Below are 7497 nucleotides of genomic sequence, written 5' to 3'. Positions count from 1 at the left end.
AGCTGATAGCTGATAGCTGATAGCTGATAGCTGATAGCTGATAGCTGATAGCTGATAGCTGATAGCTGATAGCTTTTTCTCTAAGCAGCCACTTCAACACAATTACGGCCGTTACTTTTTGCTTTATACAATGCTTTGTCGGCAATGGTGAGGGTTTCTTTCACCGTTGTTGAGGCATGGCCAACGCTATGTACACCAATACTCACGGTAAATTGCACGGTTTGTACTTCATCAATGGTGATATAGGTTTCTTGGGCTTTTTGGCGAATTCGCTCGGCAACTTGCTTGGCATCAAGTAGGTTACAATTGAGTAGTAACACGAACTCTTCGCCGCCGTAACGGCAGGCTATATCAGCAAGGCCTTGCTCTGAGGTGAGTATGTTGGCAAATGCGATAATGACTTTATCGCCAACATCGTGACCATATGTGTCGTTAATGTTTTTGAAGTGGTCGAGATCAGCAATTAGGAGGGTTAACTCTTGCTGATTGCTTGCCTTAGCAGCAATGAGTTCTTCACTTTTTCTGTCAAAGTAACGGCGGTTGTAAAGGCCTGTCATAGGATCTGTATCGACTAGGCGGTTGAGCTCAGTTTGCTGTGCTTTAATTTTTTCGAGGCTCTTAATTCGATAAGAAAGAATAAACGCCATCATTAACGCTTCGAGCAAAATACCTATGCCAACACCGTGGCTATTAATCACGTTTGCGTCGCTGATCCCTTTGTAATAAAGCACCGCCAGCATATTAAAAATAACGAACATAGAGTGGCCGAGCAAAAAGTATTTTGCCAGCGTATTACCTTTGCGCCACAGCGAAATAGATACCCCAAATGTCACCGTCATCATTAAAGCTGCTAAGCTGCTAGCAGGTTTTAAGGCACCTACAATATCGAACAAGCTATAGATAAAGTCAGCTACCAGTAAGAACAAAATAATCGACAGCGCGATATGCTCTTTAGGGTAATGCTTTTTGGTTTCGAAAATGAGCATTACAAAAATCACTAAAAAGCTTGGCATGCTCAGTAAGTTAGAATTGAGCTGTAGTAGCTCGGCACTAAAAATACCAAAGAAGTTAGCAGCAACACCATAAGATAGCGCCACCCAAACCGTGCCAGAGATAAGATACAAGGCGTAAACAATGTTTTCGATTTTACGTGCCGATAAATATAAGAAGAAGTTATAAATCATCAGCGCTAACATCATCCCGACAAGTAGCGCAATGTAATTACCATTCCCGACAAGGGCTCGCTTTGAATGCTCTTCATCAAAAATAGCTAATGCAAACCACTGATGTGAAAAGGTCACGCTTTTTATATAAATTGCTTTTTGCTGGTTAGGAGCAATATAAAACGAAAACACGGCACTGCCACCAAACATGTTGGCTTTAGGCCCTGTTTTATCAAGTTGAATAACCGATTGGTTTATCAGTTGTCCTGATTGTGTTTCGTAAAAGCTGACTTCTTCTAAATGATAGGCATCTGGGTTATGCACAAATAAGCGTAGGGTATCGCTGTAGCTATTTTTTATAACTATTTTTGACCACGTCGTTTTAGCGTTGGTGCCTAAAGTAAGCTCGTTTTGACTGTTGATAAAATTTTGCTGCTGAACTTGTGAAAGAGGCATAGTGCCTGTGCTATCAATAAAATAGCTCATAGCAAATTGAGTGAGGTCAACGCTACGTTGATCGATATTAACAATCGGGGAATTATCGGCACGGCTTTGGCTAGTTATGCTTAGGCATAATGAGTAGAAAATAAAAAGCAGTAAAAAGCGCGCAATCATCCCTAATGCCTGTATCCAAATAAATATAATGATAAAGTTTTATTTTTAACGTAAACCGCTGCTTTGTCGAGTAAATTATCAACGAAAATAAAAAAAGCCGCTAATTTAGCGGCTTTGTTGGTTGCGAAATATGATATCAATCGACTTAAACATTTAATCCTTCTAGCGAGCTAAATAAAGCGCTAACTGCGTTATAATTTTTTTAAGTAGAATAACTACGTGTCAAAATTTACGCCTTGTTATCACTCTATTTTTCTGTCGCTATAAATGCTTAATAACTTAACACGATTGATATTGAATTAACGTAAGTCGAAACGATCTAGCGTCATCACTTTAGTCCATGCTGCTACGAAGTCATCAACGAACTTTTGTTTAGCATCGTCAGAGGCATACACTTCAGCAATTGAACGTAGCTCTGAGTTTGAACCGAAGATTAAATCTACTGGTGTTGCTGTCCATTTAAGTTTGCCTGACTTACGGTCACGGCCTTCGTAAACACCTTCTTCAGAAGACTTAGACCACTTCGTTGACATATCTAATAGGTTAACGAAGAAATCGTTGCTTAATGTGCCAGGTTTTTTCGTGAATACACCGTGTTTAGTTTGGTCAGTATTCGCGTTAAGGGCACGCATACCACCTAGTAGTGCAGTCATTTCTGGTACTGATAAGCTTAGTAAATCAGCGCGTTCAACTAACATTTCAGCCGGTGATTTCCAAGCTGAGCTGTAGTAGTTACGGAACGCATCTGCTGTTGGCTCAAGTACTTCAAATGATTCAACGTCAGTCATTTCTAATGACGCGTCCATACGGCCTGGCTTGAATGGTACTGCGATAGAGAAACCCGCGTCGCTTGCTGCTTTTTCAATTGCAGCAGCACCACCAAGAACAATCATATCTGCTAGTGAAATTTCTTTACCGCCAGATGCTTTTTTGTTGAACTTAGTTTGGATTTTCTCAAGTTTGCTAAGTACTTTAGCCACTTCTTTCGGGTTGTTTACCGGCCAATCTTTTTGCGGAGCAAAGCGAATACGTGCACCGTTTGCACCACCACGCATATCTGTGTCGCGGTAGCTTGCTGCTGAAGCCCAAGCAACACGAACTAGTTCAGATACAGATAAACCAGAATCTAAGATGCTAGCTTTAAGTGACGCGATATCTTTGCTGTCTACTAGTTTGTGGTCAACCGCAGGGATGTAGTCTTGCCAAATTAATACTTCTTCTGGCACTAAGTCACCTAGGTAACGAGCACGTGGGCCCATATCGCGGTGGTTTAGTTTGAACCATGCTTTAGCAAATGCTAGTTCGAACTCTTTCGGGTCGTTTAAGAAACGCTCTGAAATCTTACGGAACTCAGGATCTGCTTTTAACGCGATATCAGTTGTGAACATGATAGGCGCATGACGCTTACCTTTAATGTGCGCATCAGGCACTAGGTTAGACGCTTGACCATTTTCAGGGATCCACTGAGTCGCACCTGCAGGGCTCTTAGTTTTAACCCACTCAAAGCTGAATAAGTTTTGTAGGTAGTTGATTGACCAACGTGTTGGTGTCACTGTCCACGCACCTTCAAGACCTGAAGTGATGGTATCTTCAGAGTGACCTTTACCACATTTGTTTTTCCAACCTAAACCTTGCTCTTCAATACCTGCTGCTGCTGGCTCTTTGTCTAAACACGTCGTTTTTTTCGCACCGTGTGCTTTACCAAAGCTGTGACCACCGGCGATTAGCGCAACGATTTCTTCATCGTTCATTGCCATGCGGCCGAATGATAAACGAATGTCTTCTGCTGCTAGAAGTGGATCAGGGTTACCGTGAGGGCCTTCTGGGTTTACATAGATTAAGCCCATCTCAACTGCCGCTAATGGGCCTTTAAGTTTGCCTTTTTTATCACGACGTTCGTCAGTTAACATTTTGCCTTCAGGGCCCCAGTATACGTAATCTGGTTCCCAATCGTCTTCACGACCACCGGCATAACCGAAGGTTTTGAAGCCCATTGATTCAAGTGCAACGTTACCTGTTAACGCCATTAAGTCAGCCCAAGAAATGCTGCGACCGTATTTTTGTTTTATAGGCCAAAGTAAACGACGCGCCTTATCAAGGTTCGCGTTATCAGGCCAGCTGTTTAATGGGTCGAAACGTTGTTGACCACCGCCTGCGCCACCACGACCATCAAAAGTACGGTAAGTACCTGATGCGTGCCACGCCATACGGATGAAGAACGGACCATAGTGACCGTAGTCAGCAGGCCACCAATCTTGAGAATCAGTCAATACTTTCTCAATATCAGCTTTCACTGCGTTTAGGTCTAACTTTAAGAATTCTTTTTTGTAATCAAAGTAAGGACCCATAGGATCAGACTCTGCGCCATGGGCACGAAGTTGGCTAAGATCTAATTGCTCTGGCCACCAGAATTGGTTTGATTTGATGTCGTTTGTAGCTTGTACGCCTGTTGCCACCAACAGTGATACCGCAACAGCTACTTTAGACAAAGCTGACGTTGATTTCTTAAACATTGTGTAGTCTCCAGTTAGAAGTTGGGTGAAATATAGATTTGTTCTGGTTAACTTTCCACTTACAAACTGGGGTTTAAATCGATTGATAAAATCGAAAAAATAGATGGTTTGATTGATTTTATAGAACAAAGCCAGCAAAAATGCTGGCTCTGGGGGAGGTGTGCAGTAAGCTTAAATTTAGCTTGTTGCTTATTCTTCAATAAAAGGGATGCCGTTTTTGATCCACTCAGCGGCTGGTTTGCCTTTTAAGTAATGATCAAAATATTCCATCATGCGTACTGAGAAATCCACTTGGTTAGGGAATTTCTTCAGGTGATGTGGTTCACCTTCGTATTGTAAGAAGGTGGCATCTTTACCCGCACGACGAAGCGCTAGGTAGTATTGAACACCTTCGTGCCATGGCACAGCATCATCTTTGTCGCCAAACATAATCAGAATTGGAGTATTCACCTTATCGGCGAAGAACACTGGTGAATTTTCGATGTATAGCTCTGGCGCTTCGAATAACGTTTTACCAATGCGGCTTTGACCTGTTTCGTATTGGAACTGACGCGCAAGGCCTGATTTTAAGCGAATACCACTATAAGCACTGGTCATGTTAGATACTGGCGCACCCGATACAACCGCCTTAAACATATCTGTTTGAGTGATCATAAAGGCACTTTGGTAGCCTGCCCATGAGTGACCTTGTAAACCAATTTTATCTGGATCAGCAATGCCTAAATCAATTAACTTTTGAGTTGCGTTGATCATCGTTTGAGTTGACGATTTACCCGGATGACCAATTTCAAAACGGATATCAGGTAAGAAAATCGCATAACCATTTGAGGTAAACATCGGGAAGTTAGGACGATGATTTAACTCCATTTTTGGGAAGTCATACATGCGTTGGCTCATATAGCGGTAGAAGTACACAACTACTGGAACCTTATCGCCTTTTTTGTAGCCCGCAGGTTTGATCAATACGCCTTGTAAATCTTCCCCATCAAACCCTTTGTAGCTAATAAGCTCAGGCTTTTGGCCCCATGCAAAGTTGCTAATTTGTGGGTTTAGGTTGGTAACACGCTGTGGCTTTTTAAAGCTAAAGTCAGTTTGGTAGTAATCAGGAAATTGCTGATATGTTTGCGCAGTAAATAGGTATTTGTCGGCATTTTTCGCCTTTTTCACCACATCATAGCGCTTTTTACCTGAAAGTACTTTGCTCACTTTATTGCTTGATAAGTCAAGTTTGGCAATTTCAGTTTGCTTATCTTGCAGGTTCTTTGCACTTAGCAATAATGTTTCGTCTTTGGCAAAGCCCACTTGGTCTTTATCAAGTTTAATAACACGATATTGGGTATTGGTTTCTTTACCTTGAGTTAAACGGGTTGCTTTTTTAGTTGCGACATCAAAAGCCCAAATATCAAATTTACTGTAAACCAGTACTTGGCTGCTGTCGTTTAACCAGCCTGCAAAACCATAACCCGGCTGAGGCGATGGGTAGTCATGTTTATCATCAGCAAAAATAGCGTTAATTGCTTTAGATAAGGTAGAAACCTTGTTGTTACCTAAATCTTTAAGCTGTACTTGGCTGTCTTGGAAAAATGCCGCAAATTGACCATTAGGCGCAAGGCTTGGTCTAAACGGATAGTCGCTGACAATAGCGGTTTGTTTACCGGTTTTAACATCAACACTGAAGTAATCTGCGTAAAAGCCGCCATACATAATACGTTCTAGGTAAGGTCGGTCTGAATAGCCTAATAGCGCTTCGCGATGAGTATTGAGTGAAACCTCAGGCATATTTGGCGTGCTTAACTGCACAACTTGCTGACCATTTACATGATATACCGCTTGGTAATGACGAAGCTTATTTGCTTTGTTCCATTGCTGCTCTTCGCGTGGCTTAATTTCAGCGTCTTTATTGTGCCAAACGTTAAGGCCCTTTTGGTCGCGAATGGTATCGAAATCATATAAAGAGGCTTCATCTTTGTATTCTTTTGCAACAACTTTTGCGGCGAGTTTAGGGTGGTTTTCAAAGTATAAACGAGCACCATCTTCAGACCATTTTAGCGATGCTGTTTTGCCAATAGTCCAGCTGCTATCTGCAGAGTTAATGGTTGAAAGTGCCCCATTTTGTAAAAGCTGTAAGCTGTGGTCACGACGGCGTGTATCATCATTAACGTAATTACCAATTAATAGCGCTGCGGTATTGCTGTTTGGTTGCCAAGCTATTTTATTTGCCACCACACCCGGCTCATCAATCAACACACTAGTTGTAAAGTCATTATTAAGCGCAACTAATACAACTTGGTTGTCGGCACCATCACTGTAGCTTTGGCTTGCTAATAATTGCTCGCCAGTGCTACTCATTGCATAACTAAATACATTATCTACAGTGTGAGTGGTTTTGTCTTGAAGGTTAACAAGCACTAAATCAAAGCTTTTATCTTTTTTGTCTGGCTTGATTTCGCTGCTGTTTTCGTCTTTTTCTTCGCCGTCTTTTTTATCTGCTTTCTTATCTAGTCGGTAAGCAAGCCATACACCATCATCTGATAACGCATAGTCTTTTACATCGTTAAAGGTTTGTTGCTCACCATTTTTAGTATTCACTAAAACAAGGTTGTTTTTTAGCTGGTCTTTTTTCTTGGTAGTTTCTTTTTCAAGTAGGGTAGGTACCTGAGTAAAAGCTACCCAGTTTGCTGCTTTATTAATAGTTGGGCGAGTACCGCGCTCAACGCTAGTTAGCAGGGTGTTGTTGTTTAATGTATAAACCTGACCTTGTGCATTACCGCGATAAGGGTCGGCACTAAAGCTAAGAATTTGGCCATCTTCAGAAAGTTGGGTGCCTTTTGCGTATTTAAAATCAAACACGTCTTTAAATTGCAGAGCTTCTTTCGCACTAACCTGTGCACTACCAAGGCTTGTCACCAAGGCTAAGCTCAAAAGTGATAATTGCGCTTTCATTCATCTTTCTCGTTGTTTTTAAACTGATGCACCCAGTGTAGCGTTTTTAATAAACAATTCGAGTAGATACGATAAGTGGCGTGTTTGGGGAGGTGGAAGGGGAAAGTTGCTAGGGGAAAGTTTCGAGGGGAAAGTTTCGAGGGGAAAGTTTCGAGGGGAAAGTTTCGAGGGGAAAGTTTCGAGGGGAAAGTTAGAAAGGGGAAAGTTAGAAAGGGGAAAGTTAGAAAGGGGAAAGTTAGAAAGGGGAAAGTTAGAAAGGGGAA

Annotated in this window: 3 protein-coding genes; all 3 read right to left on the bottom strand. The window is 41.8% G+C overall.

Features of this window, described 5'->3' with window-relative positions; all coding sequences use genetic code 11:
* Positions 1-80: 80 nt before the first annotated feature.
* The 3 genes from MTF66_RS38280 to MTF66_RS38270 all read right to left on the bottom strand — a co-directional run bounded on the left by MTF66_RS38280 (position 81) and on the right by MTF66_RS38270 (position 7234).
* Complete coding sequence (locus MTF66_RS38280) at positions 81-1778, bottom strand: diguanylate cyclase (RefSeq protein ID WP_248530341.1); 1698 nt, start codon at positions 1776-1778, stop codon at positions 81-83.
* Positions 1779-2077: 299 nt separating this feature from the next.
* Positions 2078-4291, bottom strand: a complete 2214-nt coding sequence (gene katG, locus MTF66_RS38275; protein ID WP_248530340.1) for a catalase/peroxidase HPI — start codon at positions 4289-4291, stop codon at positions 2078-2080.
* Between the two features lie 189 nt (positions 4292-4480).
* Positions 4481-7234 carry a prolyl oligopeptidase family serine peptidase gene (locus MTF66_RS38270; RefSeq protein ID WP_248530339.1) on the bottom strand — a complete coding sequence of 918 codons (2754 nt, stop codon included), beginning with the start codon at positions 7232-7234 and terminating at the stop codon, positions 4481-4483.
* Positions 7235-7497: the final 263 nt, after the last annotated feature.

Source organism: Pseudoalteromonas sp. 2CM39R (genome assembly GCF_023161845.1).
Note: the sequence above shows the minus strand (reverse complement) of the source record. Positions and strands in the feature narration are given on the sequence as shown.

Bases quoted from the DNA above. Each gene is read 5' to 3' on its own strand.
- MTF66_RS38280 (WP_248530341.1), bottom strand. From the start codon at position 1,778: ATGATTGCGCGCTTTTTACTGCTTTTTATTTTCTACTCATTATGCCTA.
- katG (WP_248530340.1), bottom strand. From the start codon at position 4,291: ATGTTTAAGAAATCAACGTCAGCTTTGTCTAAAGTAGCTGTTGCGGTA.
- MTF66_RS38270 (WP_248530339.1), bottom strand. From the start codon at position 7,234: ATGAAAGCGCAATTATCACTTTTGAGCTTAGCCTTGGTGACAAGCCTT.